This window comes from Burkholderia sp. Bp9004 (assembly GCF_003858025.1).
GTDB lineage: Bacteria > Pseudomonadota > Gammaproteobacteria > Burkholderiales > Burkholderiaceae > Burkholderia > Burkholderia diffusa.
Genome location: NZ_QTQD01000003.1, coordinates 368,516 through 395,343 on the forward strand (window position 1 = coordinate 368,516; position 26,828 = coordinate 395,343).

General features: G+C 62.9%; 36 protein-coding genes and 1 pseudogene. 26 read left to right on the plus strand and 11 right to left on the minus strand.

The features are described 5' to 3' along the window. Positions 1 to 17: 17 nt before the first annotated feature. A complete protein-coding gene (locus DIE08_RS05830; protein ID WP_124628176.1) occupies positions 18 to 509 on the minus strand; it encodes a hypothetical protein in 492 nt (163 codons plus the stop codon). A 376-nt stretch (positions 510 to 885) separates the two neighbouring features. Here DIE08_RS05830 and DIE08_RS05835 point away from each other — a divergent pair, with 376 nt between their 5' ends. Further along, a complete protein-coding gene (locus DIE08_RS05835; RefSeq protein WP_124901265.1) occupies positions 886 to 1,563 on the plus strand; it encodes a response regulator transcription factor in 678 nt (225 codons plus the stop codon). 123 nt (positions 1,564 to 1,686) lie between these two features. On the opposite strand, the gene DIE08_RS05840 is transcribed toward DIE08_RS05835, so the two are convergent. Beyond that, the gene (locus tag DIE08_RS05840) at positions 1,687 to 3,240 is read right to left on the minus strand and encodes a methyl-accepting chemotaxis protein (protein ID WP_124628179.1); all 1,554 of its coding nucleotides are present in this window, start codon (positions 3,238 to 3,240) and stop codon (positions 1,687 to 1,689) included. 258 nt (positions 3,241 to 3,498) lie between these two features. Here DIE08_RS05840 and panE point away from each other — a divergent pair, with 258 nt between their 5' ends. The 8 genes from panE to DIE08_RS05880 all read left to right on the plus strand — a co-directional run bounded on the left by panE (position 3,499) and on the right by DIE08_RS05880 (position 12,800). Further along, entirely contained in the window at positions 3,499 to 4,437 is a 939-nt protein-coding gene (panE, locus tag DIE08_RS05845) for a 2-dehydropantoate 2-reductase (protein ID WP_124901266.1), read from the plus strand. Positions 4,438 to 4,732: 295 nt separating this feature from the next. After that, a complete protein-coding gene (locus DIE08_RS05850) occupies positions 4,733 to 5,692 on the plus strand; it encodes an AraC family transcriptional regulator (RefSeq protein ID WP_124628182.1) in 960 nt (319 codons plus the stop codon). 117 nt (positions 5,693 to 5,809) lie between these two features. Further along, on the plus strand, positions 5,810 to 6,751 hold the full coding sequence (locus tag DIE08_RS05855) for a substrate-binding domain-containing protein (RefSeq protein WP_124901267.1): 942 nt from the start codon (positions 5,810 to 5,812) through the stop codon (positions 6,749 to 6,751). Between the two features lie 62 nt (positions 6,752 to 6,813). After that, a complete protein-coding gene (locus DIE08_RS05860; RefSeq protein ID WP_124901268.1) occupies positions 6,814 to 8,334 on the plus strand; it encodes a sugar ABC transporter ATP-binding protein in 1,521 nt (506 codons plus the stop codon). Continuing rightward, positions 8,321 to 9,328: an ABC transporter permease gene (locus tag DIE08_RS05865; protein ID WP_124901269.1), complete on the plus strand. Its 1,008-nt coding sequence runs from the start codon at positions 8,321 to 8,323 to the stop codon at positions 9,326 to 9,328. Before DIE08_RS05860 ends, DIE08_RS05865 begins: the two co-directional genes overlap by 14 nt. Positions 9,329 to 9,374: 46 nt before the next feature. Continuing rightward, a complete protein-coding gene (locus DIE08_RS05870) occupies positions 9,375 to 10,463 on the plus strand; it encodes an alcohol dehydrogenase catalytic domain-containing protein (RefSeq protein WP_124628188.1) in 1,089 nt (362 codons plus the stop codon). 34 nt (positions 10,464 to 10,497) lie between these two features. Beyond that, positions 10,498 to 12,045: an FGGY-family carbohydrate kinase gene (locus tag DIE08_RS05875; RefSeq protein WP_124901270.1), complete on the plus strand. Its 1,548-nt coding sequence runs from the start codon at positions 10,498 to 10,500 to the stop codon at positions 12,043 to 12,045. Further along, complete coding sequence (locus tag DIE08_RS05880) at positions 12,042 to 12,800, plus strand: SDR family oxidoreductase (RefSeq protein ID WP_124901271.1); 759 nt, start codon at positions 12,042 to 12,044, stop codon at positions 12,798 to 12,800. The genes DIE08_RS05875 and DIE08_RS05880 overlap by 4 nt, the downstream gene beginning before the upstream one ends. Before the next feature lie 91 nt (positions 12,801 to 12,891). Here the strand turns inward: DIE08_RS05880 and DIE08_RS35520 are convergent, their stop codons facing one another. The 6 genes and pseudogenes from DIE08_RS35520 to DIE08_RS05905 form a co-directional block, all read right to left on the minus strand. Next, positions 12,892 to 13,035, minus strand: a complete 144-nt coding sequence (locus tag DIE08_RS35520; RefSeq protein WP_179955245.1) for a hypothetical protein — start codon at positions 13,033 to 13,035, stop codon at positions 12,892 to 12,894. Positions 13,036 to 13,235: 200 nt separating this feature from the next. Beyond that, on the minus strand, positions 13,236 to 13,820 hold the full coding sequence (locus DIE08_RS05885; protein ID WP_124901272.1) for an NTP transferase domain-containing protein: 585 nt from the start codon (positions 13,818 to 13,820) through the stop codon (positions 13,236 to 13,238). Between the two features lie 367 nt (positions 13,821 to 14,187). After that, positions 14,188 to 14,583, minus strand: a complete 396-nt coding sequence (locus DIE08_RS05890; RefSeq protein WP_006759143.1) for a type II toxin-antitoxin system VapC family toxin — start codon at positions 14,581 to 14,583, stop codon at positions 14,188 to 14,190. Beyond that, complete coding sequence (locus tag DIE08_RS05895; protein WP_124628195.1) at positions 14,580 to 14,819, minus strand: type II toxin-antitoxin system Phd/YefM family antitoxin; 240 nt, start codon at positions 14,817 to 14,819, stop codon at positions 14,580 to 14,582. The genes DIE08_RS05890 and DIE08_RS05895 overlap by 4 nt, the downstream gene beginning before the upstream one ends. A gap of 486 nt (positions 14,820 to 15,305) precedes the next feature. Continuing rightward, on the minus strand, positions 15,306 to 15,833 hold the full coding sequence (locus DIE08_RS05900; RefSeq protein ID WP_260436462.1) for an inclusion body family protein: 528 nt from the start codon (positions 15,831 to 15,833) through the stop codon (positions 15,306 to 15,308). 178 nt (positions 15,834 to 16,011) lie between these two features. Next, a pseudogene (locus DIE08_RS05905) lies at positions 16,012 to 16,284 on the minus strand (PKHD-type hydroxylase); the annotation flags it as partial. A 118-nt stretch (positions 16,285 to 16,402) separates the two neighbouring features. Between DIE08_RS05905 and DIE08_RS05910 the strand changes: the two are divergent. The 6 genes from DIE08_RS05910 (at position 16,403) to DIE08_RS05935 (ending at position 19,606) form a co-directional block, all read left to right on the plus strand. Continuing rightward, a complete protein-coding gene (locus tag DIE08_RS05910) occupies positions 16,403 to 16,882 on the plus strand; it encodes a hypothetical protein (RefSeq protein WP_124901273.1) in 480 nt (159 codons plus the stop codon). Positions 16,883 to 16,991: 109 nt separating this feature from the next. Further along, positions 16,992 to 17,423 carry a PAAR domain-containing protein gene (locus tag DIE08_RS05915; RefSeq protein ID WP_124901274.1) on the plus strand — a complete coding sequence of 144 codons (432 nt, stop codon included), beginning with the start codon at positions 16,992 to 16,994 and terminating at the stop codon, positions 17,421 to 17,423. A 6-nt stretch (positions 17,424 to 17,429) separates the two neighbouring features. Beyond that, the gene (locus DIE08_RS05920; protein ID WP_124901275.1) at positions 17,430 to 17,927 is read left to right on the plus strand and encodes a DUF4123 domain-containing protein; all 498 of its coding nucleotides are present in this window, start codon (positions 17,430 to 17,432) and stop codon (positions 17,925 to 17,927) included. Next, positions 17,917 to 18,387: a hypothetical protein gene (locus tag DIE08_RS36045; protein ID WP_124901276.1), complete on the plus strand. Its 471-nt coding sequence runs from the start codon at positions 17,917 to 17,919 to the stop codon at positions 18,385 to 18,387. Before DIE08_RS05920 ends, DIE08_RS36045 begins: the two co-directional genes overlap by 11 nt. Further along, entirely contained in the window at positions 18,275 to 18,880 is a 606-nt protein-coding gene (locus DIE08_RS05930; protein WP_124901277.1) for a restriction endonuclease fold toxin 5 domain-containing protein, read from the plus strand. Before DIE08_RS36045 ends, DIE08_RS05930 begins: the two co-directional genes overlap by 113 nt. A gap of 9 nt (positions 18,881 to 18,889) precedes the next feature. Further along, positions 18,890 to 19,606 carry an Imm52 family immunity protein gene (locus DIE08_RS05935; protein WP_124901278.1) on the plus strand — a complete coding sequence of 239 codons (717 nt, stop codon included), beginning with the start codon at positions 18,890 to 18,892 and terminating at the stop codon, positions 19,604 to 19,606. Positions 19,607 to 19,637: 31 nt separating this feature from the next. On the opposite strand, the gene DIE08_RS05940 is transcribed toward DIE08_RS05935, so the two are convergent. Together DIE08_RS05940 and DIE08_RS05945 are read right to left on the minus strand one after the other, a co-directional pair. Further along, positions 19,638 to 20,093 (minus strand): hypothetical protein, encoded by a 456-nt coding sequence (locus DIE08_RS05940; RefSeq protein WP_185715832.1) that lies wholly within the window; start codon positions 20,091 to 20,093, stop codon positions 19,638 to 19,640. Positions 20,094 to 20,131: 38 nt separating this feature from the next. Next, entirely contained in the window at positions 20,132 to 20,491 is a 360-nt protein-coding gene (locus tag DIE08_RS05945; RefSeq protein ID WP_124901279.1) for a hypothetical protein, read from the minus strand. On the opposite strand from DIE08_RS05945, the gene DIE08_RS05950 reads away from it, so the two are divergent. The 10 genes from DIE08_RS05950 (at position 20,474) to DIE08_RS05995 (ending at position 24,222) form a co-directional block, all read left to right on the plus strand. After that, positions 20,474 to 21,142 (plus strand): hypothetical protein, encoded by a 669-nt coding sequence (locus tag DIE08_RS05950; RefSeq protein WP_124901280.1) that lies wholly within the window; start codon positions 20,474 to 20,476, stop codon positions 21,140 to 21,142. The genes DIE08_RS05945 and DIE08_RS05950 overlap by 18 nt on opposite strands. A 186-nt stretch (positions 21,143 to 21,328) precedes the next feature. Further along, positions 21,329 to 21,610 carry a hypothetical protein gene (locus DIE08_RS05955; protein WP_124901281.1) on the plus strand — a complete coding sequence of 94 codons (282 nt, stop codon included), beginning with the start codon at positions 21,329 to 21,331 and terminating at the stop codon, positions 21,608 to 21,610. Then, complete coding sequence (locus DIE08_RS05960) at positions 21,607 to 21,888, plus strand: hypothetical protein (protein ID WP_124901282.1); 282 nt, start codon at positions 21,607 to 21,609, stop codon at positions 21,886 to 21,888. Before DIE08_RS05955 ends, DIE08_RS05960 begins: the two co-directional genes overlap by 4 nt. A 30-nt stretch (positions 21,889 to 21,918) precedes the next feature. Continuing rightward, on the plus strand, positions 21,919 to 22,329 hold the full coding sequence (locus DIE08_RS05965) for a hypothetical protein (RefSeq protein ID WP_124901283.1): 411 nt from the start codon (positions 21,919 to 21,921) through the stop codon (positions 22,327 to 22,329). A 10-nt stretch (positions 22,330 to 22,339) separates the two neighbouring features. Next, entirely contained in the window at positions 22,340 to 22,666 is a 327-nt protein-coding gene (locus tag DIE08_RS05970; protein ID WP_124901284.1) for a hypothetical protein, read from the plus strand. Beyond that, positions 22,666 to 23,025 carry a hypothetical protein gene (locus DIE08_RS05975; protein WP_124901285.1) on the plus strand — a complete coding sequence of 120 codons (360 nt, stop codon included), beginning with the start codon at positions 22,666 to 22,668 and terminating at the stop codon, positions 23,023 to 23,025. Before DIE08_RS05970 ends, DIE08_RS05975 begins: the two co-directional genes overlap by 1 nt. A 1-nt stretch (position 23,026) precedes the next feature. After that, entirely contained in the window at positions 23,027 to 23,248 is a 222-nt protein-coding gene (locus DIE08_RS05980; protein WP_124901286.1) for a hypothetical protein, read from the plus strand. Further along, positions 23,239 to 23,451, plus strand: a complete 213-nt coding sequence (locus DIE08_RS05985; protein ID WP_124901287.1) for a hypothetical protein — start codon at positions 23,239 to 23,241, stop codon at positions 23,449 to 23,451. The genes DIE08_RS05980 and DIE08_RS05985 overlap by 10 nt, the downstream gene beginning before the upstream one ends. Then, complete coding sequence (locus tag DIE08_RS05990; protein WP_124901288.1) at positions 23,442 to 23,774, plus strand: hypothetical protein; 333 nt, start codon at positions 23,442 to 23,444, stop codon at positions 23,772 to 23,774. Before DIE08_RS05985 ends, DIE08_RS05990 begins: the two co-directional genes overlap by 10 nt. Before the next feature lie 127 nt (positions 23,775 to 23,901). After that, positions 23,902 to 24,222, plus strand: coding sequence for a hypothetical protein (locus DIE08_RS05995; RefSeq protein ID WP_124901289.1), 321 nt, complete (start codon positions 23,902 to 23,904; stop codon positions 24,220 to 24,222). A 63-nt stretch (positions 24,223 to 24,285) separates the two neighbouring features. On the opposite strand, the gene DIE08_RS06000 is transcribed toward DIE08_RS05995, so the two are convergent. After that, positions 24,286 to 25,638: a P-loop NTPase fold protein gene (locus DIE08_RS06000; RefSeq protein ID WP_185715833.1), complete on the minus strand. Its 1,353-nt coding sequence runs from the start codon at positions 25,636 to 25,638 to the stop codon at positions 24,286 to 24,288. Positions 25,639 to 26,061: 423 nt separating this feature from the next. Between DIE08_RS06000 and DIE08_RS06005 the strand changes: the two genes are divergently transcribed. Further along, positions 26,062 to 26,520, plus strand: coding sequence for a hypothetical protein (locus DIE08_RS06005; RefSeq protein WP_124901291.1), 459 nt, complete (start codon positions 26,062 to 26,064; stop codon positions 26,518 to 26,520). Positions 26,521 to 26,828: the final 308 nt, after the last annotated feature.

Consider the following 26,828-nt stretch of genomic DNA (forward strand, 5'->3'; position numbering starts at 1 on the left):
GGCGCCGGTCCGTGGCGTCAGGCCGGCCGTTCGAAGCCCGATTCGACCCAGCGCGCGGCACTGGCCTTGTTGAGCTTGAACCCGGCGGAAACCTTCGCGTCGGCCAGCAGCTCGCCGTACGGGTCGAACGCCTTCAGTTGCGCATACGGCTCGAACTCGTCCGGCACGATGTCGAGCGTGACCGACACATCCTGTCCGTCGTCGTCCTGCACCGTCACTTCCTTGTGGAGCATCGCACGGCGTTGCTGCTCGTGTCGCATCAGCACCTCGGTCGCGGTCTTCACCAGCGTGCGGAACGCATTCGCATCCATCGGCTTCGGATTCTTCTTGTCGCGACCCATCGTCCACGGGCCGACGAGCGCGGGCTCGGCTTCGCCGTCCTTGATCATCTCGACGGCCCAGCCGTCGTCGTCCTCGTTCTTGATGATGCGGGCCGTCCAGCCGTTGTCGCGCCAGAGGCCGTCTTCGTGGATGGTGGTGTCGTCGGGTTGCAGATCGGATTCGGTCATGGGGGAAGCGGGGAGTACGGGTAGCCGGCGAACGGGCGGGCGCGCGGCCGGCAATGGCGCGCTGCCCCTGGCCGGTCGCCCGGAGTGGCATGCAAAGGCCGCAATTTTACCCCGCGGGCCGTCCGTGCGGCCCGCGCGACCCGCAACGTCGGCCGTCCGGCCGACCGCGGGCTGCCGCCGAACGATCCGACCGGCGCCGATATCAAACTCGTATCACGCCTGCACGGATCAATTCAGACGGCGCCCCATATCCCGACCGCGCGTTGCTGCCTAGAATGATGTTCGGGATAAAAATATCCTGAACGTCGATTCAATGCCGATCCGGCCGCGCACGCATTCCGCGTCGTGCGGCCCGGCGAACCTTCTGGAACTGCGCATGGGGAAATTCAGAATTCGCACTGTTTTCGCGTACGACTCGCCGCTGACGCTCGCTGGCATGGAGCACATTGCCGGCGACGCGTGCGCAATCGATCTCGTCGGCGTCTCCCGGACCCCGGGCGATCTGATCGAGGTGCTCGGCCGCCTCGACTGCGACATCGTGCTGGTCGACTATCCGATTCGCGGCGACGTGCAGCTGGACGGTCTCGCACTGTTCGACTGGCTGCACAGCACGCGCCCGAACGTCGGAGTCGTCGCGCTCGTCGGGAACGAGAATCCGGTGATCTTCCGCTCGATTCTCGCGAAAGGCGGCACGAGCCTCGTCAGCAAGTTCGACGAAGTCGGTCACATCGTCACCGCGATCCATTCGAGCTACAGCGGCGGGCGCTATCAGTCGCCGCTCGTCCGGCGCGCGCTCGATGCGGTCGCCGAGCACGACCAGGCGCCGGTGAAACTGTCGACGCGCGAGATCGAGGTGATGCGCCTTTATCTGGCCGGCCTGCCGATCAAGACGATCGCGCAGCGGTTGAACAAGGGCAAGCAGACCGTCAGCGCGCAGAAGATCAGCGCGATGAAGAAACTCGGCGTGACCAACGACATCGAACTGGTCCAGCGGGCGGCCGGGATCGGGTTCGGCGGTGTCAAGGCCATGAGCCGGCCCGGCGGAGCGGGGTAAGCGTGGAAGAAGCGCGCAAGTAGCGCGAGAGGGGCCTGGGTCGTGCAGGGGCCGGGCGCGCATTGCCGGCCGGTCAGGCGAAATCCGTCGGAATCCGGCGGGATGCCGACGGATGGAGCGACGTCAGGCCGGCAACGCGAATCGCGTGACGGCGTCGCGCAGCGCTTCGGCCTGGTCGCGCAGCGAATGCGCGGCGGCCGCGGCTTGCTCGACGAGTGCCGCGTTCTGCTGCGTGACCTGGTCCATCTCGCCCACCGCGCGGTTGACCTGCTCGATCCCCGCGCTCTGCTCGCGCGACGCATGGCTGATCTCGTCGAGGATCTCGTTCACACGCCGCACCGACTGCACGATCTCGGCCATCGTCTCGCCCGCGTGCGTGACGAGCGACGCGCCGTGCTCGACGGTTTCGTTCGACGACACGATCAGTGACTTGATCTCCTTCGCGGCCGTCGCCGAGCGTTGCGCGAGCGAGCGCACCTCGGCCGCGACCACCGCGAAGCCGCGGCCCTGTTCGCCCGCGCGCGCCGCTTCGACGGCCGCGTTCAGCGCGAGGATGTTGGTCTGGAACGCGATCCCGTCGATCACGCCGATGATGTCGCCGATCTTGTGCGAGCGGTCGGTGATCTCGTTCATCGTGCGCACCACATCGTCGACCACCTCGCTGCCGCGCGTCGCGACCTGCGCGGCCTGGCCCGCGAGCGTCGCGGCCTGGGCGGCGCTGTCCGCGTTCTGCTTCACGTTCGCGGTCATCTGGTCCATGCTCGATGCGGTCTGCACGAGCGCGGCCGCCTGTTCCTCGGTGCGCTGCGACAGATCGGTGTTGCCCGACGCGATCTCGCTCGCGCCGACGTTGATGTTCTCCGTGCCCGCGCGCACGCGCGACACCATGTCGATCAGCCCGCTCTGCATCGTATGCAGTGCATGCAGCAGGCTGCCGCGGTCGTCGTGCTTCACGCTCACGCGCCCGGTCAGGTCGCCCTGTGCGATGCGCTGCGCGGCGTCGAGCGCCACTTCGAGCTCGCCGCCGAGGTTCGCGCGCACGCTTTTCAGCACGACCACCATCACGGCGGTCGAGATCGCGCCGAGCACGGCCGTTATCGCGAGCCAGCGGCCGACGCTCGCGAGCACGGCCGAACGCACGTCGTCCGTGTACATGCCCGTCACGAGATACCAGTCCCACGGCGCGAAGCGCTGCACCGCGCTGGTCTTGTCCTGCGGCTTGTCGGCACCCGGCTTCGGCCACAGATATTCGACGAATCCCTTGCCGCCCTCCACGTTGCCGGCCTTCACGATCTCGACGAACAGGTGCTTGCCGTTCGGATCCGTGAAATTCGACATGTCCTTGCCGTTGAGCTCGGTCTTGATCGGATGCATCACGATCGCCGGCTTCGAATCGTTGATCGAGACGTAGCCGTCGGTGCCGTAGCGCATCGCGGCGATCGCCTCGAGCGCCTTCTGCTTCGCGTCCGCTTCCGGCAATGCGTTCTGTTGCGACAGCTTGTAGTAGTGGTCGGCGACGTTCGTCGCCTGCGCGACCAGCGACGCAAGCTGGTCGCGGCGGTCCGTGATCATCGATGCGCGCGTCTGCCACGCGCCGACGCCGGCGATCACGAGCAGGCCGAGCCACAGGATGACGATCATCGAGGCGAGTTTCTGGTTCAGGGAAAGGGTGCGCATGGGTAGTGAGGTCGGTCGGTCGAACAAGCGCGCCGGAACGGCGTGACGGGATAATTCTTTGACGGCATGAAGCGGACGTTGCCGTAGGCGGGAAATCCCTTAGAAACGGCAGCGGCTCGATACCGTCGCGCGCGGTACGGGTATCTATGCATATACATACTCGTCGTCGCTATACTGTCGGGCGATGGCGGCTGCGCGTCGTGCCCCGACGGTCGGGCGAACGGCGGCGGCGTCGAACGAACCCGAAAGGAGGCAACGATGCGAATTCTGGTGGTGGGAGCCGGCGCGGTCGGCGGATACTTCGGCGGCCGGCTCGCGGCGGTGGGGCGCGATGTGACGTTCCTCGTGCGCGATGGCCGAGCGGCCGCGCTCGCGCGCGACGGGCTCCTGATTCGCAGCCCGCGCGGCGACCTGACGCTCGCGAACGTGCAGACGCTGCGCGCGAGCGACGCGGCCGCGCCGTTCGACCTGGTGCTGTTGAGCTGCAAGGCGTACAGCCTCGACGATGCGATCGCATCGTTCGCGCCGTTCGTCGGGCCGACGACGCTGATCCTGCCGATGCTCAACGGGATGCGCCATCTCGACGTGCTGCGCGACCGGTTCGATGCCGCGCAGGTGCTCGGCGGCCTGTGCGTGATCGCGGCGACGCTCGATCGCGAGCAGCGGATCGTGCACCTGAACGACACGGCGGGGCTGTCGTTCGGCGAGCTCGCCGGCGGCGAATCGGCGCGCGTGCGCGCGGTGGCCGAGGTGCTCGGCGGCGCGGGTTTCGATGCGACGCTCAGCGACGACATCGCCGCGCGGATGTGGGACAAATGGGTGTTTCTCGCGACGCTCGCGGCGAGCACGTCGCTGTTTCGCGGTTCGATCGGCGACATTCTCGCCGCGCCGGACGGCCGCCGCCTGCTCGAGACGATGCTCGACGAATGCAGCGCGATCGCCGCGCATAACGGTTACAGGCCCGATCCCGCCGCGGTCGAGCGGATGCAGCGGATGGTGCTGACGCCGTCGCCGCTGACCGCATCGATGCTGCGCGACGTCGAAAACCGCGCACGGGTCGAAGCCGATCACGTGATCGGCGACCTGCTTGCCCGCCGTGACCCGCGGGCGGCGGATGCGTTGTCGTTGCTGCGGATCGCGTACAACCACCTGAAGGCGTACGAGGTGCGTGTCGCGCGGGAAAGCGCGGCGGCGTAGCCGAGGCAGCGGCCGTCGTCGATCCGCATGGCGGCCGCTCTCCGGCGCGCGCGTACTTCCCGCCGGCGTTCGGTCGGCGGGGTGCCGCACTGCACAATTTTGCGTTTCGTGTCCGTTTCCACCCGCAACCTGCAAAAAAGTATCGAAAATCAGGCGTAAAGTTGGTGGAGCCGCGCACGCGATCGACCTACATTGCTTCCCATGCGACCGGTCGCGTTGCCGCACGACTCACGCGGCGAACGAGGCGAACCGCCGAACGGCCCGGCCAGCGAGACATGGGAATGGAGACGCCAGGATGATGCATCCCGATCTGGAAGTGGTCGACGTGCGACGCGACGAGTCGTTCAAGGTCTGGTCGCACGGCTATCCGTACCGCACGATCCGCTGGCATTTCCATCCCGAATTCGAACTGCACCTGATCGTCGCGACGAGCGGCAAGTATTTCGTCGGCGACCACATCGGCTCATTCGGCCCCGGCCATCTGGTGCTGCTCGGCCCGAACCTGCCGCACAACTGGGTCAGCGACATGGCCGAAGGGGAAACCGTCGAGCGCCGTAACCTGGTGATCCAGTTCGATCCGTCGTTCGTGCGCCGCTGCATGGACGCGTTTCCCGAATGCCGCGACGCGCAGGCGCTGCTCGACGACGCGCGGCGCGGCGTCGGCTTCGACGACGACACGAGCGCCGCGATCACACCGCTGTTCGATGAACTGCTGAACGCGCGCGGGATGCGTCGCATCGCGCTGTTCATGACGATTCTCGAACGGCTGTGCGGCGCGGCCGAACGCACGCTGCTCGCGAGTCCCGCGTACGACCAGGCACACGTGACGCCGACGCGGCTCAGCCACGCGCTGTCGTACATCGGCAAGAACCTCGCATCCGAGCTGCGCGAATCCGATCTCGCGCAATTGACCGGACAGAGCGTCAGCGCATTCTCGCGCGCGTTCCATCGCCACACCGGGTTGCCGTTCGTCCAGTACGTGAACCGGCTGCGGATCGAATCCGCATGCCAGATGCTGCTCGCCGACGACGCGAACATCACCGACATCTGTTTCCAGGCCGGCTTCAACAACGTGTCCAACTTCAACCGCCAGTTCCGCGCGGTGAAGGGGATGGCACCGTCCGAATTCCGCGCGCTGCAGCGGTTGAACGCACGCAGCCGCGAGCTCGCGCTGCACGCCGCGCCCACCGGCAATCCGATGCCGCCGCGCGTGGTCGCGTCCGGTGCGCTCGGGCTCGTACCGCAGCCCGGATGATCGACGGGCATTCGCCCGCCTGACTTTCCTTGCCGTTTCACCCAGCCGATCGCGCCGTTCGCGTCGCGAGGGGCTCGCTTACCCACGAAAAAACCGCACATAACCGGAGACACCGTCATGACGCACGCATCGCTCGCTTCATCCCGCCGCCGCGCCGCCCGCATCGCGACCGTTGCCGCGGCAGCTGTCGCAACCTGGTTCCCGATGGTCACGCATGCGGCGCCGCTGCGGATCGGCATGACTTTCCAGGAGCTGAACAACCCGTATTTCGTGACGATGCAGAAGGCGTTGAACGACGCGGCCGCGTCGATCGGCGCACAGGTCGTCGTGACGGACGCGCATCACGACGTCAGCAAGCAGGTGAGCGACGTCGAGGACATGCTGCAGAAGAAGATCGACATCCTGCTTGTGAATCCGACCGATTCGACCGGCATCCAGTCGGCGATCACGCAGGCGAAGAAGGCCGGCGCGGTGGTCGTGGCCGTCGACGCGAACGCGAACGGCCCGGTCGATTCGTTCGTCGGCTCGAAGAATTACGACGCGGGCGTGATGTCGTGCGAATACCTCGCGAAGGCGATCGGCGGCAGCGGCGAGGTGGCGATCCTCGACGGCATTCCGGTCGTGCCGATTCTCGAACGCGTGCGCGGATGCAAGGCCGGCCTTGCGAAATTCCCGAACGTGAAGCTGGTCGACACGCAGAACGGCAAGCAGGAGCGCGCGACCGCTTTGTCGGTGACGGAGAACATGATCTCCGCGCATCCGAACCTGAAGGGCATCTTCAGCGTGAACGACGGCGGGTCGATGGGCGCGCTCGCCGCGATCGAGGGATCGGGCAAGGACATCAGGCTGACCAGCGTCGACGGCGCCCCCGAGGCGATCGCGGCGATCCAGAAACCGAACTCGAAGTTCATCGAGACGACCGCGCAGTTCCCGGCCGACCAGGTGCGCATCGCGCTCGGCATCGCGATCGCGCGCAAGTGGGGCGCGACGGTGCCGAAGGCGATTCCGGTCGACGTGAAGGTCGTCGATCGCGGCAATGCCAAGGGATTCAGCTGGTGAGCGACGCGCAACGCGACGTGGAGGGCGGCGGCCCGGCCGACGCCCTTCGCACGGAGAAGCCGATGGACACGATACTGACGCTCGATCACATCACGAAAAGCTTTCCGGGCGTGAAGGCGCTGTCGGACATTCACCTCGAAATCGCGCGCGGCGAGATTCATGCGCTGCTCGGCGAGAACGGGGCCGGCAAGTCGACGCTGATGAAGATCCTCTGCGGGATCCAGCAGCCGGATGCCGGCACGATCGAGATCGACGGCAGCGCGCGGCATTTCGCGAGTTATCACGACGCGGTCGAGGCCGGAGTCGGCATCGTGTTCCAGGAATTCAGCCTGATTCCGCACCTCGATGCCGTCGACAACCTGTTCCTCGGCCGCGAGCTGCGCACCCGCTGGGGTGTGCGCGATCGTGCGCGGATGCGGCGCGTCGCGGCCGGCATCTTCGCGCGGCTCGGCGTGACGATCGATCTCGACGCGCCATTGCGCACGCTGTCGGTCGCGCAGCAGCAGTTCGTCGAGATCGGCAAGGCACTGTCGCTCGACGCGCGCATCCTGATTCTCGACGAACCGACCGCCACGCTCACGCCGGCCGAGGCCGAACGCCTGTTCTCGATCATGCGCGAGCTGAAGCGGCAGGGTGTCGCGATGATCTTCATCTCGCATCATCTCGACGAGATTTTCGCGGTGTGCGATCGCATCACGGTGCTGCGCGACGGTCAGTATGTCGCGACCACCGACGTCGCGCGCACGGACGTCGAGCAACTGGTGCGGATGATGGTCGGACGCCGGCTCGAAAGCAGCTTCCCGCCGAAGCCGGCGCGCGCCGCCGATGCGCCCGCCGTGCTCGAAGTCGACGCGCTGCAGATCGAGCGCGACGGCCCGGTCAACCGCTTCGCGCTGCATGCGGGCGAGATTCTGGGCTTCGCGGGGCTCGTCGGTTCCGGCCGTACCGAGACCGCGCTCGCGATCATCGGCGCGACGCGCGCGCACCGCAAGGACGTGCGCGTGCGCGGCGCGGCGGCGAAGCTCGCCGATCCGGCCGATGCGCTGCGCGCAGGCATCGGCCTTCTGCCGGAGAGCCGCAAGACGGAAGGGCTCGTCACGTCGTTCTCGATTCGCGACAACATCTCGCTGAACAACCTCGGCAAGTACCGGTCGATGCACTGGCTGATCGATCGCCGCGGTGAAGCCCGTACGACGAACGACGTGATGCGGCGTGTCGGCGTGAAGGCGCCGTCGATCCATACCGAAGTCGCGACGCTGTCGGGCGGCAACCAGCAGAAGGTCGTGATCGCGCGGTGGCTGAATCACCACGCGACGGTGCTGATCTTCGACGAGCCGACGCGCGGCATCGACGTCGGCGCGAAAGCAGAAATCTACGGGCTGATGCGCGAACTCACCGCGCGCGGCTACGCCATCATCATGATCTCGTCCGAGCTGCCGGAGATCGTCGGCATGTGCGATCGCGTCGCCGTGTTCCGGCAGGGCCGCATCGAGGCGACGCTCGAAGGCGACGAGATCGATCCCGACACGGTCATGACCCATGCCACGGGCGGCACGCGAGGAGCGACCCATGAACTTGCCTGATTCTTCTTCCCCGGCTTCCTCGACACTCGCGGCCGCGGCCGGCGAGATGCCGCCGCCGCGCGCGATGTGGACGCAACTGCGGCACTCGACGCTGTTCTATCCGCTCGTCGGGCTGATCGTCGTGTGCATCGCGATGATGATCGCGAGCCCGAGCTTCCTGTCCGCCGCGAACCTGGAGAACGTGCTGCGGCAAGTGTCGATCAACGCGATCATCGCGGTCGGCATGACCTGCGTGATCCTGACCGGCGGGATCGACCTGTCGGTCGGCTCGGTCATGGCGCTGTCCGGCACGCTGGCGGCCGGGTTGATGGTGGCCGGCGTGAATGCGGTCGCCGCGCTCGCGATCGGCATCGCGGTGGGTTTCGGGTTCGGCTTCCTGAATGGCGTGTTCGTTGCGTTCGCGGGGATGCCGCCGATCATCGTCACGCTCGCGACGATGGGCATCGCGCGCGGCCTCGCGCTGATCTATACGGGCGGCTATCCGATCGACGGGCTGCCCGACTGGGTCGCGTTCTTCGGCAGCGGCAAGGTGCTCGGCATCCAGGCGCCGGTGCTGATCATGCTGGTCGTCTACGCGATCGCATGGCTGCTGCTCGATCGGATGCCGTTCGGCCGCTACGTGTATGCGATCGGCGGCAACGAGCAGGCGACGCGGCTCACCGGCGTGCGCGTGGCGCGCGTGAAGCTGATCGTCTACACGCTGGCCGGGCTCACGTCGGCGCTTGCCGCGATCGTGCTGACCGGGCGCCTGATGAGCGGGCAGCCGAACGCCGGCGTCGGTTTCGAGCTCGACGCCATCGCGGCCGTCGTGATGGGTGGCACGTCGATCTCCGGCGGGCGCGGCGCGATCCTCGGCACGCTCGTCGGTGCGTTGCTGCTCGGTGTGCTCAACAACGGGCTGAACATGATCGGCGTGAACCCGTATGTGCAGAACGTGATCAAGGGCGGAATCATCCTGCTCGCGATCTACATAAGCCGCGAACGGTCGCGGTAACGATTCATTCATCAGACATCCGAAACATCAACGGAAGAGACAACTCATGACGACACCCGAAGCCCAGCCGCGCATGACCGCGGTGGTTTGCCACGGCCCCGAGGATTACCGCGTCGAGCAGGTCGCGAAGCCGCGCGCGGGCGCGAACGAGCTCGTGATCCGCATCGCCGCGTGCGGGATCTGCGCGAGCGATTGCAAATGCTACACGGGCGCGAAAATGTTCTGGGGTGGCCCGAGCCCATGGGTAAAGGCGCCCGTGATTCCCGGCCACGAATTCTTCGGCTACGTGGAAGCGCTCGGCGACGGCGCGGCCGAGCATTTCGGCGTCGCACTGGGCGACCGCGTGATCGCCGAGCAGATCGTGCCGTGCGGAAAGTGCCGCTACTGCAAGTCGGGCCAATACTGGATGTGCGAGGTGCACAACATCTTCGGCTTCCAGCGCGAGGTCGCCGACGGCGGGATGGCCGAGTACATGCGCATTCCGCCGACGGCGATCGTGCACAGGATTCCGCTGGGTGTGTCGCTCGAGGATGCGGCGATCATCGAGCCGCTGTCGTGCGCGATCCATACCGTGAACCGTGGCGACCTTCAGCTCGACGACGTCGTGGTGATCGCGGGCGCGGGCCCGCTCGGCCTGATGATGACGCAGGTCGCGCACCTGAAGACGCCGAAGAAGCTCGTCGTGATCGACCTGATCGACGAGCGGCTCGAACTCGCGCGGCAATACGGCGCGGACGTGACGATCAATCCGACGCGCGACGATGCGCGCGAGATCGTCCGCGCGCTGACCGACGGCTACGGATGCGACGTGTACATCGAGACGACCGGCGCGCCGGTCGGCGTGAACCAGGGGCTGGAACTGATCCGCAAGCTCGGCCGGTTCGTCGAGTTCAGCGTGTTCGGCGAGGACACGACCGCCGACTGGTCGATCATCGGCGATCGCAAGGAGCTCGACGTGCGCGGTGCGCATCTGGGGCCATATTGCTATCCGGTCGCGATCGACCTGCTCGCGCGCGGACTCGTCACGTCGAAAGGCATCGTCACGCACGGCTTCGCGCTGGAGGACTGGGACGAAGCGATCCGTGTCGCGAAGTCGCCCGAATCGATCAAGGTGCTGCTGAAGCCGGCGCGTTGAACGACGGCTCGTGCGATCCCTCACCGGAGACATCATGGAATACGTGATAGGCGTCGACATCGGCACGCAGAGCACCAAGGCGCTGCTCGTCGACCGGCATGGCACGATCGTCGCGCGCCGTTCGGCCGGCTACCAGCCCGACACGCCGCGCCCGCTGTGGGCCGAGCAGTGGCCGCAGGTGTGGTTCGATGCGGTGCTCGACTGCATCGCGGGCTGCGTGAGCGACGCGCGCGCGCACGGCGTGCCGGCCGACGCGATCCGCGCCGTGTGCGTGAGCAGCCTGTACGGCGGCTCCGGCATTCCGGTCGACAGCGACATGCGGCCGCTGCACCCGTGCCTGATCTGGATGGACCGGCGCGCGACCGCGGAGGTCGACTGGGTGAACGAGAACGTGAACGTCGAGCGGCTGCGCGTGATCACAGGCAACGGCGTCGACAGCTACTACGGGTTCACCAAGATGCTGTGGCTGCGCGAGCAGCGCCCTGATGTGTGGGCGAATGTGCGTTATTTCCTGCCGCCGAACGCGTACGTGATCTATCTGTTGACCGGCGAAGTCGCGGTCGACCACAGTTCGGCCGGCAACATCGGCGGCGTGTACGACGTCGCGCGCCGCGAGTGGTCCGACGATGCACTCGACATGCTCGGCATCCCCGCGACCATGATGCCCGAGCGGCTCGTCGAATCGACCGACGTCGTCGGCGGGCTGCTGTCCCAATGGACGGAACGGCTCGGCCTGCCGGCCGGCACGCCGGTCGTCGCGGGCGGCGTGGATGCGGCCGTCGCGACCTTCGCGGCCGGTGCGACGCGCACCGGCCAGCATGTCGCGATGATCGGCACCAGCATGTGCTGGGGCTACGTGAACCAGCACGTCGATGCGCGGCACGGGCTCGTCAGCATGCCGCACGTGTTCAACGGTCAGCGCGACCTGTACGTGTTCGGCGGCGCGATCACGGCCGGTGCATCGGTCGCGTGGTTCCGGGATCAGTTCTGTCATGCGGAGATCGATGCGGCGCGATTGCTGCCGCACGGCGACCCGCACGTGCTGCTCGATGAAGCGGCCGAAAGCGTGCCGCCCGGCGCGGACGGCGTGCTGTTCCTGCCGTACCTGATGGGCGAACGCAGCCCGGTGTGGGACGCGAAGGCGAGCGGCGCATTCGTCGGACTGAGCCTCGCGCACACGCGCGCGCACCTGTATCGCGCGGTGCTGGAAGGCGTCGCGTTCGCGCTGCGGCACAACATCGAGGCCGGCCGGCGCGGCGTGGTGGCGCTGGACGACCGGTTGATCGTCGTCGGCGGTGCCGCGCATTCGGCGCTGTGGATGCAGATCATCGCGGACGTGACCGGTTTTCCGGTATGGACGATCGAGCAGGACGTCGAAGCCGCGATGGGCGCCGCGTTGCTCGCGAGCGTCGGCGCGGGGCTGATGTCGCACGGCGACGCGCAGGGCGGCTGGGTCACGCTCGTCGAACGCGCGCGTCCCGATGCCGCGCGCGCGAATGCGTATGCGGCGCGCTTCGCGCTTTATACGGCGTTGTATCCGGCACTCAAGCCGATCATGCACGAACTGCGCGCATCATCATGAAGGCACGATTCGATTTCAGCGGTGCGCGGGTGCTCGTCACCGGTGCGTCGAGCGGGATCGGGCGCGCTTGCGCGGTTGCGCTGGCCCATGCAGGCGCGCGGGTCGTCGCGGCGGGGCGCGATGTGGCCGCGCTCGATTCGCTTGCGGGCGAGATCGCATGCGAAACCTTGCGCATCGATATCGGCGGCGACGAACACGCGATCGATGCGGCGCTCGCCGTGCATGATGCGTTCGACGGGCTCGTCAATTGCGCGGGGATCGCGTCGCTCGAACCGGCGCTCGAGGTGAGTGCGGCGCACTTCGATCGCGTGATGGCCGTCAATGCGCGCGGCGCGGCGCTGGTTGCGCGGGCCGTCGCGCGGAAGATGATCGAACGCGCGGGGCGCGGCGCGGCATGCGCGCGGGGCAGTATCGTCAACGTATCGAGCCAGGCCGCGCTCGTCGGCCTGCCGGCGCATCTGAGCTATTGCGCATCGAAGGCGGCGCTCGATGCGGTGACGCGTGTGCTCTGCATCGAACTCGGCGCGCACGGAATCCGCGTGAACAGCGTGAACCCGACCGTTACGCTCACGCCAATGGCGCAGTTCGCGTGGAGCGAGCCGGAGAAGCGCGCGCCGATGCTCGCGGCGATTCCGCTCGGGCGATTCGCGGAACCGGACGAGGTGGTCGAGCCGATCCTGTTCCTGCTCAGCGACGCGGCGTCGATGATCAGCGGCGTGTCGCTGGCGATCGACGGCGGGTATACGGCGCGGTAGCGGGCGCAAGCGGCGGCACTCGCACGGCAGGTGGCCGTGCGCTTGTCGGGGCGAATGCCGGAGCAGGTCCGATGGCACCGGCGGATGCCGGCTAGACCGGGTCCTTGCTCGGCGGTCCGTCGGGTTGCTGCGGGTTGTCGTGAGGATGCCCCGGTGGCGGTGGCGACAACGGATCGTCTTCCGGATCGCGGTTCGGGTCGGCCGGGGGCTCGGGCGTCGGGGTCGTGTGGTCCATGGGAAACTCGCGTAATGCGTGGCGGCGGTGGCGCGGCGGGCGTGCCTCGTCTCCGTTATAGGCAATCGGGCGGGTGTTTGCAGCGGGATTCTCGCAGCGGCATGCGGATTGCCGGCGATATGCGAGCCTCTGCAGGTATCGCGCCGGATCGCGCGAAGGCCAGCATCCGCGATGTGCGGTGCGGCCGGCGCGTTCCGATGTCAGCCCAGATCCGCCGGCGTATCGACGTCGCGAAGGATGCCGGGATCGTCGACGTCGAGCAGGTTCACCGACGCGTTGGCGAATAGCGCGCGGGCGCCCGTATCGCCGTCGAGCGCGGCCAGCGCATCGTAATGGTGCGCGGCGAAGCCGACCGGATGACCGCGTACGCCGCGATGGACGGGGGCGACGATCGACGCGTCATCGGCGTCGAGCGCGCGCGTGAGCATTTCGTAGGTAGATGCCGCGATCCACGGCATGTCGCCGAGCGCGACCAGCCAGCTGGTTGCTTCCGGCGTCGCACGGACACCGGCCGCGAGGCTCGCGCCCATGCCGCGCATCGCGTCGGGCGCGTAGACGACCTGGCAGCCGGCTTCGTTCAGCAGAATCGCGAGTTTTTCCGCGCCGGGGCGCACGACGGCGATCACGTCGGCCGTGGCCGCGGCGAGGCGACGGGCAGCCGCGACCGCAACCGGCGTGCCGTCGGGAAGCAGCGCGAGCAGCTTGCTGTGCAGACCGCTCGGGTCGAAGCGTTGACCGAGACCGCCGGCGAGCAGGACGCCGGTGGCGAGTGACGCATAGGGCATCGGCGCGGGGGGAGGAAGGCAGGTGGGCCGATTGTGCGGGAGCGGGCGGGGATCGGCAAGTGCGGATGTTACCGATGCGTGCGCATTGCTGCCGGAAAGAATGTCCGCGGGCAGCTTCGTCGAGCAGAGTGTGCTCGACAGGGCTGGATATGGCGAGCGATTCGCTTTGCATCACGAGGCAATCGCGGTCGTAGCGCTGCCAATGCCACTATTCGCGTGGTAACGCGTGAAACCGGTATGGGGCGGCGCGTTGATCGATAGCGGACGGTTTCGCGCGAGCGTCGCCATCGGTTCGGTCAGACGAATCGCCTGTCGACCGAAGTCACGCTCCGTCGGTGCGTGAATTTGGCCGACGGGTCGATGACGGTCACCAGAGCGTCTTCACGTGCGCATACGCACGAATCTTTTCGTCGCGCGTGACGAGCGGCGCGCCGAGCCGCCGCGCGGTGGCGACGATCATGCGATCGGCCGGATCCTTGTGGAACGTGCCGGGCAGGGCGGTGGACTTCGCGGCGATGTCGGCGTCGACCGGCACGAAGCGCATGCCGTCGATTTGCGCGACCGTCGCGAGCCACGCATCGACGTCCATCGTCAGCGCGAGGCGTTCGTTGCGCACCAGCATCGCGATTTCCCATGCGGAGATCGCGGACGCGGCGAGCGTGCCTTCGCCGCGCGCGCGATCGATTGCGCTGCGGGCCTTCTTGCTGAGCGACGGGTCGCCCGCTACCCACCACACCAATGCATGCGTATCCAGCACGATCACCGCGACGCCTCCCAATCATCTTCCGCAATCGGATCGAGAGGATTGTCGTAGCGCATGACCGAGCCGCGCAATATGTCCAATGGCTGGGCTTCGCTCGCGTGATAGGGCCGGATTTCCAGCGTCGGCTTGCCGTGGTCGGTAACGATGAGGCTTTCGCCCGACGCCTCGACGAGCCGGAAGTATTCGAGTGCGCGGGCCTTGAATTCGGATTTCGATACGGGAGCGTGCGGCATCATGATATGAGCATGGTCATTTGACGATGGTCATTTTAGATCGGCGTGGCGACCTGATGCAAGCGACGAGCGGGACGGTCTCGGCCGACGTTTTCCGTCGTGGCACGGCTTTACCGGAGATCGCCGACGGGCGATGCAGCAAGCGGTCGGTCGCGCGACCGGCAACGCAATGCCTGATTGTCGAAGTTGCATGCGCACGAGCTTTCGGAGGCTCGGGGAGATGCGGCGCGATCGGGACGCGCTCGACAGGGCAAGCAGAGCCCGTCAGAACAAGGCGCTGCCCGACCTGGATACGGTGAGTCGCGGCGAACGCCAGGAATTCCGACGCCGCTATCGCGGTGCTCACCCGAACCCGACGTGCCACAGGGGAAATGGCGGAACTTCGCGCGATTGTGCAGGCAGGTTGGAACGAATGAGTGGATGGATCGCATTGAGTGGCGCTCCCTCGCCGCGGTGAAGAATGAGCGCCACAGAATGAACTGCAGTCCGTCAACTAGTCGTGATTGATATATTGCACTGGTAGTAACCGGTCTGTCGGCCTTCGCGCCCAACTATTACGAAGCGAATCCCGCATGTGGCTTGTCCCTTGCGGCCTGCGGTAGATTTCCAGTGCCATAGTTTTATATTGTTATTCACGGTTGGCTCACTCGGGTTTTCTGGGTTCGGGGTGAGCGTTGTTCCGTTAAGCGACTCTAATTGTGGCTGGGTGATTACTTCGTCAGTGCCGACGAAATCATAAATTTCGCATGGGTCACCAAGACCAATTGCAGAGGCCCGCCAATAGACCGGATCCGGTGAATTGAAAGAAAGGTTGTTATCCTTGGCACTCTGGCCGCTTCCGGCAATGGAAACATGCAAGGGGTCCACCGTAGAAGGATTGGAAGCGCTATTGTTGAATCCAACCGATTTTACGATCGCCTCCGTGTCGATTGCTAACAAAACGTCGATCACATCCGTGTGCATAATCGTCTCCTTAAAATGGATGCGCCGAAATCGCCAGGCGGGATTCGGCATCATGCAATTTCCACCGATTGGCGCTAATTCTTAATGTCTAATTGTCATACCATAAGAACATAGCTCAAATTCGGGAGGCATGCTATCTCGATTTTGTAACGTCGGATATGTAATCGATTACGCTGCCAACGCTCGGGCGCTACTCGCGTGCATGCGCATTAATTTCTACCGAAAAGCCACCCTACGCATCCGCCCACTTCCTCAACAGGTTGTGATAAATCCCCGTCAGTGAAATGACCATCGGATCCTTCGCGCCTTTTTCCGCCGACAACGTCTGAATCTGCGTATCGAGCTGAAACAGCAGCGTGCGATCGCCGTCGTCGCGCACCATGCTCTGGATCCAGAAGAACGACGCGACACGTTCCCCGCGCGTCACGGGCGTCACGCGATGCAGGCTCGACGCCGGATACAGCACGAGATCGCCCGCCGGCAGCTTCGCGCGATGCGTGCCGAAAAGCCTGAATTCCCGAAAAACCTACGCCAAAACCTACGCTGTGATTATAGACAGGTGAGCTCCAGGGTCGCATGACTACAATGATAAGCAATAGCTTAACTTTCATTGAGGTGCTGTCATGGCAGTGGCATATATGGACCGACGACGCTTGTCGCTTCAGCCGCGGGAGTGGTCGAAACTCCGTCAAGATCGTGAATACACGATCGTCCGCGAATTCGAGAACGAGCGGATCAACGTCACGGCCGAGTGGTCCGGCGTAATCAAGAACGGCATGAACATTCCCAAGCAGCACTGGAAGCCTTTTGTCCTATCGGTGGTGAACATCGTCACGACGGACGGAGAAGGGCGGCCGCTGGAGAAGCCGTTGCGCACGGCTGACCCGACCGCGTCGCGCGAGTTTCGCAGCGAGCAAGAGCTGATCGACGCCTACGAGGACATTTTGGTGCGCTACGCGGGCTGCGAATGGCTGCCATCGTCAGACGGTCAGGGTGGCCGTCAGTTTGTCGAGCGGGGGAACCTTCTGGTTCCACCTCCGCCCGATGCCGTCGACACACGCGGCATGGAGGAAGAAGTGGCCGATATCGCTGGTAGCTGGTAGTTGGGTCTTCGGCTGAACTGTCACATTTGGTTAAGTCGTCACGGCTCTCTCGACAAATTCCCCGTTCTTCGGTAATAGTCGGACAAATAGAAATTGAGAGGGCCACCAGTTGAAACGGAACTATCTCCGGGTTGGCGATCATTCGTCCACAGGCGGCACGGTTGTGGACGGCATTCCGACGACGGAATGTCTAGGGCGCCAGATGACTTATGTCGGCGCCAAGGTCGTCTGCCCCGCTTGCAAACAGATGGGTGTCATCGTTGCCAACGGGCCGCGTTGGCCGGGCTCGATGATGGGGCTGCAGCCGGCCCTTGAGGGCGACAAGGTCGCTTGTCGGTGCAGTCCGCTGCCGACAATGCTCGCTTCGCAAGCCTCCATGTTTGTGTCGTTCGAGTCGGAAGCCTTGAGCAGCATGGGTTTCACTTCATCGGGCGAGCAGATGGCGCTGAATCCTGGAACACCGCAACCCTCTGAAGGCTTTTGCCTTTCCTGCATGATTGCAGCGGCGAAGAATGCGGCCGCGATGATTGTCCGTGGGTGACCCGACGTGAGCGTTCAGGTCATATTCTCCGCGTGGCAGCAGCGCGCAAGTCTCCCCCTGCGTCTGTTTGCGCTCGTCGACGGCTTACTGTATTCCGAGCTTATCGGGTCGGCCCCAAGGCGAGTGGACGGATCCGTAATGGCGCTGCTCGACGCGACTCCTGATGCGTCGCTCGCCGATGCCGGCCCCTGGCTGTTCGATTGTGAGCGCGCGGGTGCAGACGCACAAAGTGCGCTTGCGAAACTGGCGCAGAGCGAATACGGGGTGAACTGGATCGTCAGTGCACACCAGCCTGTTCAACTCGCGAGTGAGCTTCGTGAGCGACTGGATGCGACGTTACCGGATGGTCGATCGGTGATGCTTCGCTACTACGATGCACGCGTTATGCGGCACTTCGCGCCGGCGCTCAGCTCGACGGAACTTCCGGTGTTCTTCTCCCCGATGTTCGATTGGCTGATCGAGATCGACGGACAGCTTTTCAGGGCACACCCGTATGCCACTTAACCTCACACCAGCCCATCTCTCTGCACTCGCGGAAGGCGAAGCACGCAACTTCGTCGACGGCGTGCGTCGCGATTTGATCAAGGCCGATCCTGCGCTGGGGCAGGACATCGACCTCCACAACCGCCTGTGGGATGCATATCGAGCGGCGCGGTCGTTCGGAATTCAGGACAGCGACCATCTGGTCCAGTTTCTGAAAGTCGAAGCGTATTCGCCCAACTTCTATGACAAGCCTGCGACGCGAGCGTGGCTCACAAAACCCGGTCGAAGCGCCGATGAACGCTTCCACGTATACGTCCAAGAAGTCATTTGGCGATCACAACATCCAGACAGCTTGAAAGGAGTTCCGCATGGCGGCACCATTGATTCCTCTAGTGACGGCGGTGGCGGCGGAAGCGGGGCCGGCCTTGGCAGCTATTGGAAACGCCTTGTTGGGAGGGGCGGCAGTAGCGGGCGTGGCTAGTATGTCTGGCAGCACGGCGCAGAAGAAGGAGGATGCGCAAGCACGGTCGAGAACGATCTCCGATTCGACGAAATCATGCAAAAAGTGCCCACCGGAAAACACAGGCAGGAAGGTCCGCAACAACCACGGCGTCAACTGGCCAGCGTATGAGTATCAAGCTAGGGTGACGGGCTATGCCTACGACACGGAAGGGTGTCACTGGAGCGAAGAGTGGGAATGGCTAGAAATCGACTTCGATGGCTTTAGGCCGGAGGAGTGTTTGCTGCAAGAGGCAAAGGGGAACTACGATCAGTTTCTGGACGGATCGATCCCTGGCTCGGATGAGTTCTTCAAGGGGTTCCCCAAGATGATGAAGTCCGTTGTCAAGCGCGCGGGTCCGGTGAAGATGAACCCGCCGACGAGGCTGCGGTATTATTTTCAAGGGCGCTTAACCTATCAGAAGATGGCTCGCGCACTGAAAAAGCTCAAAATTGAATCTGAATACTTCCCGTAAGTCTCTGCCATGAACATCGAGTGCACTGTTAAGGGCGGTGGGATTCCACCGGCAGAAATCGCTCAAACACTGAGCAAGGTCGGCGCGATCATCGACGTCATCGCGGCGGGCGAACCCGCACTGTCTCGCCAGGAGTGGCGCATGCAGGGCGACTCCTTGGAAGAGGCGCAAACCAATTCGGTCTTCCAAGCTGACGGCGCTCCGAGTCCGGCCGCGATCGAGGAGCTTCAGAACGATCTCGGCGGTGAGAACATAGCGTCGTTCGGGATATGGGGCGGCAAGGTGCGCAAGGAGTTCGGCGCATCGATCGAGGTGTTGGCATGCGGCGGGGACTTCCCTGATACCGTCACGATCAACGCTCGAGGCGCCTTCGTCGATGAGAGTAAAGATCGGGTTGCTGCGATTGTGGAGAGGGCGGCACTCGAATTCTTACCGGCGGTGATTTCGGCGGCACCGAAAGGCTACGAAGAGAAGCAGGCATTCGATGATCGGCCCGGTGTGGGCTGGATGCTGTATCTGCCGATCGAGCTTTCTGCCCAGCAAATTCCTGAAGCCCAGGAGCTCATCCCGGTTCTGTCCGGAAAGAAGCGGCTTGGAACAATCATTGTCAGCATCAAGGACGAGCCGTTCTCTATCAACAACGAGGAGCACTTGGTCGCGGCGCACAACATCGAATCGCGGCTCATTTCAATGGACCTTCTGCCATTGCTAGACGAAATTGGTTGAGGATTTTCAGGCTATTGAGTTTAAGGACGCTTTATGCGTCCTTTTTTATCTGTGGTTTCGAGTCGACATCCGGTTCTTCCACGGGTAGAGGGGCCTGCACTTTTGCTCGCCTATAAGCGCCGCACTCATCGGCAAGCAGGCAGCGGCGCTCCGGTTCTTTGTCAAACCAATGAAAAGAGGCGCATATCCCGCTGTTGAAGTCGATCGTATCCCCGATCACCAGTTTTCGCACATAGACGCGATCAAATGCAAAGGCGCACACGACGTCGACAGGTGTCGTGGCTAGGCTCGTATTCAAGAAGTGAAACACTTTCCCACGGAATCGGTTGGTCGAGTCGAAGAATTCGTCGATCTTCTCAAACACGTCGTCTATGACGAGCGCGTTATTATTTTTCCGGACGCCGTGATGAATGTATGTGATTTTTTCGGAGCCTTCGCACTGATGACATGCTCCGATTGTTGAGTGGGTAAGCTCATCGCGGATCAACAGCAATTCGTCAAACCAAGTGGCAGATTGCAGCGTGGTCAGCAGGTCTTTGGGAAAGTCGGAGCCGATTTCTCCCCTGACCGCGCGCTCGAATAGTTTGCGAGTCGAGTCCGCAACTCGCCGAACTGCTTACCGCACTTGACGTTAACAGCGTCGCCAGCCCGAGCGCGGCGCTGGTCGAAGAGGCTGCCGAGCCGATAGTCGAGCAAATCGAGGATGCGCCTGCGCTGGTCGCCGACGCGGGCGAAGTCATCGAACTCCCGGAGGCGGACGCCACGCAAGCCAACACGGACGCAGAGCTTGGCGAGCTGCTCGCGGCAATCGAGACGCCGGCCGCGGTCCAGGTCGCGCCGATTCCGCTTGCGGAGATCGTTGCCCAGGTGGAAACGCAGGAGCACTACGCGATGGTTGTGCCCGACTCGCCGGCACTACCAGCGATGACGGACGAGGAGGCGGCGAAGGAGCGCCTGATCGCCGAAGAAGCGCTCGCCGATGACCTGAAGGCGCAGGTCGCCGAGAACACCGCCGACCCGGAGGCGGCTGCAGCGAAGAAGGAGCGCACTCCGCGCGTCCATTACGCGAACAAGCTCGACCGGATCAAGGCCCGTCACGGCGACAACCTCGGCAACTATCTGGTGCTGGAGGTCGCCGACGCCGAACTCGAGGGCGACGCTCTCAAGGCCAAGCAGGACGAGACGCTGGCGATCATCGACGGCATGGGCATGAAGGTGAAGAATCGTGCGTCGCTCCTGATCGATTGGGCGGCTAGTCGTAACGCCGTCGTTCAATCGGCTGGGCCAAAGCAGAAGCGGCCATATCGCTGCCGCCGGATACCTGCGACCGGGACAGCTCGAGAAGATCGACTTCACGTCCGAAATCACGCTCGGTTTGACGAAGACGCCGGCGCAGTTGGCCGTCGACATCGAGCGCCGAATCCTGTCGGGCTATCTGAAGGCGTTGGAACTCATCCGGATCGAGCTGAAGCAGGAGGCCGACGAAGAGGATCGCCGCGACGCAGCGATGCGAAAGTTTGCCGGGATCCTGGGTGAGTGCTGGTCGCCTGACGGTCGGGACAACAGGCGGCTGCATGTGCATCGCACGAACACCTCCGCCGGCTATTCCGTGACCCTAGCGCTCCATACCAGCGGGGAGTGCAGCCTCGACATGCGATGGATCAGCTCCGACCTGGCCGAGAAGATCCTCGCGGTGCTCGTAGAGCATGGGGAGGAAGACGCATGACCGAGTTGACGAAGGAAGCGCTTGAGCGCCAGCAGGAGATTCTAGCGGACATCGCATTCGAAGCTGGTAATCGTTGGGCGCGCACCGACTCGACATTGTGCGGAAAGGTGATCGACGCACTGAACGGATCGCGCGGCCTGATTGAGGAGTTCATCGATTGGGCGAACGAATTCGACCTGCTGTGGGAGGCGGGTGAATTGGACCCCGAAGATTACATCGGCGAGCTTTGCCGATTCGCCGATCGCAAACTTACCGAACTGTTCCGGGATCATGCATGAAAAAGCTCAATGAACCGAAGCGGATCGTAGCGCGCAACGCTTGGGGCAGAGACGCGGCCGCGCTCCATCAGGAATTCGAAGTGGAAGCAAGTGACGTCGGTAAGGCCCGACAGCACTACCTCGGCCACAACTATCGCAGCTACGTGTTTGCGCTTGCGGATGTTGGTCGAGTGTTCGTCAACATGACGGACGGCACTGGCTGGTCCTGCTGGGCCTTCAAGGCTGGTGCCTCATGCGCAGAAGTCCTGAAAGACGCCATCGCCCCGTCGGGACAATAAAAACATCGAAATACCACACGGGATACATCTATGAAAGCAGCAGTCACCAAGATCCGCTTGCGTCGCGCAGAGGGGTGCACGTCCGACCGCTGGGTTGTGGTCAGCTCCTGGGCCGCCGCCGACTCGCAGCTGCGGGCGTGGTCGGATACTGCACCGACGAACTTTGCATACGATAAGTGCGACTTCGAGGTGGAGTGGGGGAGCGGCGCACAGTATCAGGGCCGCTACGACCCGAAGCACTGGCAAGTCGAGAGTCCGGACCTGGCCGCACACGTCCGCTGCAACGCTTACTTCTACACGGCGCGCCATCAGCCTTCGCACATGACGAGCGCCGGATACGCGGCATTCCTCGCGGATCACCAGTCCGTCTGCGAGCGTTATGAGCGCCTGCTTAAATGGTGCGACCTCGGCGCCGGAGCACATCCGGACAAACTCTTCTGAGGGCAATACGATGTTCTGGATCATCACACAAGATTGCATCGACGCAGGTCAGGTCGGCGCCGGGCGCTACAACGGCGGCTCGACGCTCGTCATACGTGACGCGAAGTTGCGGCAAGAGGCGACTGACCACTTCGTCAATGAACATGCTTCGCAGTTCGAGCATGAATTCCAACTGCTCGACGACGATCGTCGCGTCTACCTGCTCGGGCGATGTGCCGGCCTGGATGACGCAGACGGTGATGCCGCGTTCGAACCGCTCGATTGGGCGACGCCCCGCTACGGCTGCACTGCTATGCGATACCGGAAGGTCGGCGCGGTCGAATGGGAGGATCTGTAATGCGGGTCATCAATGCACTGCGCGACTACATGGCGCAGTCCAAAAGTATCGCGATCCTCGAAGACGCTCAATCCGCTGCCGATGAGCTGAAGGCTGCCTATCTTGAGCTGCAGTTCGCGGACGAGAAACTGCTGGCTGCTGCGCGCCTGGCATACACCGACGAAACCGACGACATCGAAATCAACGATGGTGCGATCGTCGCACCGGCCCCCGATGGCAAATGGGTCCAAGCGTGGGTCTGGATGCCGAATGACGACGATGCCTGCCGAGAATGCGGCGAGGACAGCACGGGCGGAGAAGGATACGACGGGCTCTGTGGCAACTGCGCGGATCGTGCGTTCGGCGAGAGCGAGGGCTGAAATGGCGTGTCTCACCAATTATGCGATTCAGTGTCGCGATGTCACCACCGGCGAGACGGGCGACTTCCTGTTTGATACCGCCCACTGGCAGCACACGGGCGAATTCAAGGCGATTTCTCCGGTGTTCAAGGGGCTTGCCGAGCTGTTCGAATGGGACGACGAGAATGGCCGGCGCCGCGGGCCGTGCTACCTCGAGCGGATCGAGGAGGGTGCATGCGACTGAGTCACTTTCCCTCGGCGTTGCCTGTTCCGTTCGCGATTTCGTTGGCGGGCAGCACGGTCGACGACTTCGGCGACGAAGTCTGGCTGCTCGGAAACGCGCAGTGGCGCGCTGCGGCCGAATACGTGGACGAGAACTTCTTCGATCGCTCTACCGTCTTCGGAGACAACACTTACCCCGTCATGAAAGGAATCAAATGCACCTGACCAAACGTGAGCGCCAGCTGCTCCAACATCGCATGACGGCGACGCAGCGCGTGTCGCTCGCGCATCGTTACCGTCGATTCCCGCGCAATCTGACGGATGACGTGGATCAGCGCGGCAAGGGGCTGTTCAAGGGAAAGTGCAATCGCACCGCATGCGACGTGCGCGGGGAAGGCATCGTCTGGTGGAACAGGTCGACGCGTGCCTACTACTGCGCATGCTGCAAGGATGCCATCGACGCGTGGGTCGACAAGGACTACGGCCCGTGCTTCGAGAAGATTCCGCACGTCGCTGATGGTGTTCCGCAGGGAGGTCACGAGAATTGATGTTGTCGCAACGAACAAGGGAAATGACGTGAACACGAAGGACATGAGCGTGACGGCGAACGAAGTGCGAGTAGGAGATCGGATCATCACGCGTCCGACCTGACCTGATGGCCGTCTTGTAGTCGATGTGTCGCACGGACCGCGCGATTTCCAGCTCCGATTCACGTTCGAGGGTGATGACGAGCCCTGCGCGTTCTACAGCGTGGCCGAGTGCGTCGTCGTGCGCCGGCCGACAGGAGCCGAGGTAACCGTTCCGGTCGGCTTCCGTGTCGTCACGAAAGAGGAATTCTTCGCGGCACTGAAGGCGGATCCGCGTGACATCATGCCGGCCGTCCAGCATAGCCCCTACTACACCACATGGGAGACGAAGCGCCGAGAGGCGTGGGGCTGGTCGGCGCCTGGCTGGAAGAATCCGCAAGACGAGCGGACCTTTGCGCTCAAGATATGAGACGAATCCGCGATAGCGTCGCTACCGGCCAGAGCAACCCTCTGGCCGAGAGTTCCGTGTCGTCTACTCTATGGGAAGATCAATTTGACGCAGATACATCTTGAAAGCATCTTCCACGCTCCTGGCGCGTATGCTGGATCCAAGATAACTAAAATCAAATCCAGACCCGGTGCCGATACTTGCAGTAGTAGCCAAAGTCCGAATATTATGTTCACCCAACTTTACTGCGTGCATCAAATCCAGTTGGTTAAAGAAGTCGCTGGCATTTTTTACTAGGTCGTTGCTATTCTGGGCGAGTCTGGCGCGGCCTGCCCACTCCCTTGCCTCTTTGAATGCGAGATGGCTATCAGATAACATACCGTCAAAAAGGTCCGGTCGTTTCAATTTGACGGTAATAAGGTAGGCCAGCAGTTCTTCAGCTTCGCGCGAGCGCGCATAGGAAAATAGTGCACAACCGCGCTCGATATCGCGCATTGTAAGTCCTACGGTCGCCTGCCACAGCGTCAGTGCCTGCGCGAATCTCGACGCGACGGAATCCCGGCCGTCAAAGCCAAGACGATTGAGAACAGAAGGAATGTAGTTTCTGGTGCTGACGCTCGGCAATGTAAAGAAGAAGTGCACGAACTTCGACAGGTATGCCGCGCCGTCTGTCGCCGGGCCGTAGACGCCAGCGATTGCTCGATTCAACTGCTCGCGGTGGATCAGCAACACAAAGATGACGTTTGGCGTCTCGAAGAAGTGCTTGATCCGCTCGATCAAGCGGACGGCGAAGTCGGGGCGGCACCGATCGAGCTCGTCGACGAATACGATCACGGGCTTCGACTCCTTGGTCGCCATGTCCGAGAGCGCTTGCCGAAATCCCTTCAACGATTCCTGTTCCTTTTTGTGATTCTCTAGTTTGCGCTCTACCCACCGTTTGACGAATTCCTCAGATTTCTCTTCAGCCTTCTTCACTGCCGCTTCGTATTCGTCGGCGAGATCGACTTCCCCAAGGGCCCACTTGGACAGCGCACTTGTTGCCACCTTGGCGGCCACTGGCAAACACGCGCTGGCGACCTCAGCGGCTTTCTTCAACAAAGCTTTCTTGGAGTTGCCATCGAGCAGCGCAGTAAGCTCGGCTGCTATAGGGAGAAAGGGGTCCTCCGTGTAGTCCTGCTCGAAGGCATTAATGAACGCGACTTTGTGTCCGCTGGCGCGCAGACTCTTCGCCCAATTCATTCCGAACCAGGTCTTGCCGCCGCCCCATTGAGAGTCAACCGCAATAACTGCCCCATTCCGGAGCCTTGGCAGAAACTGTTCGATTTGGCTTGCAAGGACGCTACGTCGAAGGAGATCGCCGTCGAAAGCTGCGGTGTCATCTGCGAAGGATTGCGCAGGTAGCGTGAGAGGTGGAAGCGAAGAATTTGTGTTGGTCATATGATCCCCGGATGGCGGCGCGTAGCGGTCTTTGTTGGCATGCAGACGGGCTGGATTCGCAGCTGGACCTATGCCCGTGTTGTTCCACGTCGCAACCGCTCGTGCCTGCACGATTATAGGGCCAGTCATCGTAACGTAAGTGAATGTGGTCTGGAGGGGCGGGCCGGATGCAGCGGCCTGGGAGCAACTGAAGCGGTAGGAATGCCATTAGAGCGAGGGCGTAAAATTTTCTCCTAGGAGCCCTTCAGTGATTTTTACCGATTGAAACAATTCGTCGGCGCAACTAGGTAATAAATTTCACCTGTAGTATGCGTCGTCAGCATACTGATATTTTTACGAGGATTGCGTCTGAAACGGAGTGCGCTATGCTGGCTGCCGTAGTTCCCGGCTTAACGAAATAGAAAGACCGCAAAGGAGTTTGCTATGGCCGCAACCTACGTATCCACGCAGTTCACCTTTCAAATAAGCGCGTCTGCCATGGAGAGAGTAAGAAACGGATCTCAAGTAAATATCTCAGTTGATACGGATTATCACGCAGTGTATTTTCAGGCTTTTTCCGCTGGTGACCCTCCGCAAGGTGATGAGAGAGGTATCGGAATCCAAATATACTCCGGTGGTGGTGCTATCGGCAATCCGATCTCACAGCTTATTATAAAGCCCCAAGATATATGGTTTACGCTTACGAAGCCCGCGTCAGGATACCATCCATCGGATCTGACTTTTGATCTATTCCTCTGGGCGACACCCGATATTGAAAATAGATCTTTTGGTTTAACTCTCGAAGGTGATCTTGAGAGTGGGGTTAATTATGGATTTGAACACGGCGTGGCTATCAATTCTATGAATTCTCGTGGAACCACAGTTATTCCGTGGCCCAACTGAGCGCTGAGCTTCAACGTGCGGAGGGCATCTCATTTGGGGGTGGCCTTCGCGACGGGTATAGATTGCCCGTGACGTGATTCACGCGACTTGCATCGCGTTATCCAACGTGAAATGACCCGTCAAATTTCACGGTGAGTTACGCTGCCACCGTTCTTTCGCGTAAGCGATTGATTTATAATGGGAATGTGGTGTTGTGAGAATTGATGCATTTCAGGCTGGTTTCATTAAGACTGACCTGCCCCCGGTTTTAGTCCGAACTGCAGTTAGAGTCCGAGGTTAAAAACTGCTGCTTTGCATCGTGCGCCCGA